This window comes from Thermodesulfobacteriota bacterium (assembly GCA_040758155.1).
Taxonomy (GTDB): domain Bacteria; phylum Desulfobacterota; class Deferrimicrobia; order Deferrimicrobiales; family Deferrimicrobiaceae; genus UBA2219.
Window position 1 is genome coordinate 1 of the sequence record JBFLWB010000209.1, and the last position, 2,363, is coordinate 2,363.

Annotated in this window: 3 protein-coding genes; 2 read left to right on the top strand and 1 reads right to left on the bottom strand. The window is 66.4% G+C overall.

All coding sequences use genetic code 11. The features are described 5' to 3' along the window. Window positions 1-586 (top strand): NAD(P)-dependent oxidoreductase (locus tag AB1346_14260; protein MEW6721606.1); only part of this gene is annotated, 586 nt, incomplete at its 5' end. Next, on the top strand, window positions 583-1,746 hold the full coding sequence (locus AB1346_14265) for an iron-containing alcohol dehydrogenase (GenBank protein MEW6721607.1): 1,164 nt from the start codon (window positions 583-585) through the stop codon (window positions 1,744-1,746). The genes AB1346_14260 and AB1346_14265, both read left to right, overlap by 4 nt. Window positions 1,747-1,755: 9 nt before the next feature. On the opposite strand, the gene AB1346_14270 is transcribed toward AB1346_14265, so the two are convergent. After that, window positions 1,756-2,363 (bottom strand): SPASM domain-containing protein (locus AB1346_14270; protein ID MEW6721608.1); only part of this gene is annotated, 608 nt, incomplete at its 5' end.

A 2,363-nucleotide genomic window follows, 5' to 3' on the forward strand; every position in this document is an offset into this window, starting at 1 on the left:
CGAATTGTCGGGGAAGGAGATCGGGCTGGTCGGCTACGGGAGCATCGGGCGGGAACTCGCCGGGCTCTGCAAGGCGATCGGGATGAAGGTCGCCGTGTACGATCCGTTCGTCGACGGGAGGGCCATCGAGGGGGAAGGGCATCGATGCGAAAAGACCCTGGAAGGGCTCCTGCGGAACGCGGACGTCGTGTCGCTGCACGTGCCGCTCACCGATAAGACCCGGAACCTGGTCGGCGAGCGGGAGCTCGGCCTCATGAAGCCTTCCTCCGTGCTGATCAACTGCGCCCGCGGCGGGGTGATCGATGAAAGGGCGCTGGCGGATGCGCTCGGAAACGGCCGGATCCACAGCGCCGGACTGGACGTGTTCTCGTCGGAGCCGGTGGCGGCGGACAATCGCTGGGCCTCCCTGGACAACGTCGTCATCACTCCGCACATGGCGGGACAGACGCGGGAGGCGGCGGCGGGCGTGTCCACGATGGCCGCGGAAGGGGTCCTGGCGGTGCTTTCGGGGGAGAGGTGGCCGCACGTTGCGAACCGGGCGGCCTACGATCATCCCCGGTGGAAGGACCGGGGCCCGGCGCGATGAAATCCCGTTCGACCTATTCGCTCCTGAACGTCCGGCGCGTGATCGCCGGCCCGGGCAGCATCGGGGCCGTCGGCGAAATCGCCGCGGAACACGGAGCGGAGAGCGCGCTCCTCCTCACCGACCGGGGCGTGTGGGGCGCGGGGTTGATCGATCGGCCGAAAGGGATCCTCGAATCCTCCGGGGTCCGCGTCGAGGTGATCCGCGATGCGCCTCCGGAACCCGAGGTCAGGGACGTGGACCGGATATTCGACGCCGCGAAGGGCGCCGATTGCCGGATGATCGTCGCCATCGGCGGCGGAAGCGTGATGGATGTCGCGAAGATCGTTTCGGTGATGCTGACCAACGACGTCACCCTCCGGCAGCTGCTGGGCAAGGCGAAGATCGAACGCAGGGGGCTGCCCACGCTGATGGTTCCCACCACCGCCGGGACGGGATCGGAAGTGACGCCGAACGCCATCGTGCTGGTGCCCGAGGATGAATTGAAGGTGGGCATCGTGGACGCCATGCTCGTTCCGGATGGCGTGATCCTCGACCCGGAGATGACCGCCGGCCTTCCCCCGGCGATCACCGCCGCCACCGGGATGGACGCGCTGACCCACGCGATCGAATGCTACACCTCGAAGAAGGCGAACCCGTTCAGCGACATGTTCGCCCTCAAGGCGATCGGGCTCGTGTCCGGCGCGATACGGCGGGCGTTCCGGGACGGGAAGGACATGGACGCCCGGCACGACATGCTGCTGGCGGCCATGTACGGGGGGGTCTGCATCGCGACGTCGAGCACGACGGCGGTGCACGCGCTGGCGTATCCGCTGGGAGGGAAGTACAGGATCCCTCACGGCTTGTCCAACGCGATCCTCCTTCCCCACGTGATGGAATTCAACCTCGACGCCGCGGAGCGGAAGTTCCGGGACGTCGCCGCCGCCATGGGGCTTGCCGTCTCCGGGCTGACCGACCGGCTGGCCGCGGGAAGGATGATCGAAAACCTCCATTCGCTGAACGAAGATCTGGAGATCCGCTGCAGCATGAAGGACCGGGGCGTGACGGAAGGCGACCTGGACTCCCTGGCGGAGGCGGCGTCGAAGGTCACGAGGCTGCTGGACAACAACCCCAGGCCCATGACGAAGTCCGACATGCGGGAGATCTACCGGAAGCTGCTGTAGTGTCCCTTTTCACCGCTTCATGAAACAGTAGGGGTCGGTTTCCGCGAAGACGTCGCGGCCCAGGCTCCACGCGACTGCGAGGCATCCCCCGCAGACCGGACGGATGGCGCACCCTTTGCACGACTTGGCGCCGCCGCGGTACCTGCGGGCCTCCGGGGAATCGTAGATTTCCGAGAGCGTTTGCCGCCCGATCCTCCCGATGGGGGAGGGGAACTTCCGGCAGGCGTGCACTTCCCCGTCGGGCAGCAGGGAAACGAAGTTGAAGGCGGCCCCGCACCCGAAGCCGGTGCATCCGCCGAACGGCGGTTCCCCCCGTTGGTGGTGGACCAGGTTCAGAAGGTTGTCCTTGCGTCCGAGGATCGGGTTTTTGCCTGTTTCGTCGAGGTATTCCCGGAGGAACCTCTCGAATTTTCCCCGCTCCATGGGTGCGAGGCCCGATCCCCTGCCCGCCGAGGAAAGGCGGTTGAAGGCGAAACGGTCCGCCTTGCCGGCCAGGATCTCCGCTAGGGGGAGAACCTGGTCCGCGTTTCCATCGGTCAAGGTCAGCATCACGACCGAAAATATTCCGCACTCCCGCAGCAGCTCCAGGAATTCCGTGACCGCCAGGAAATTCCCTT

Bases quoted from the DNA above. Each gene is read 5' to 3' on its own strand.
- AB1346_14265 (MEW6721607.1), top strand. From the start codon at position 583: ATGAAATCCCGTTCGACCTATTCGCTCCTGAACGTCCGGCGCGTGATC.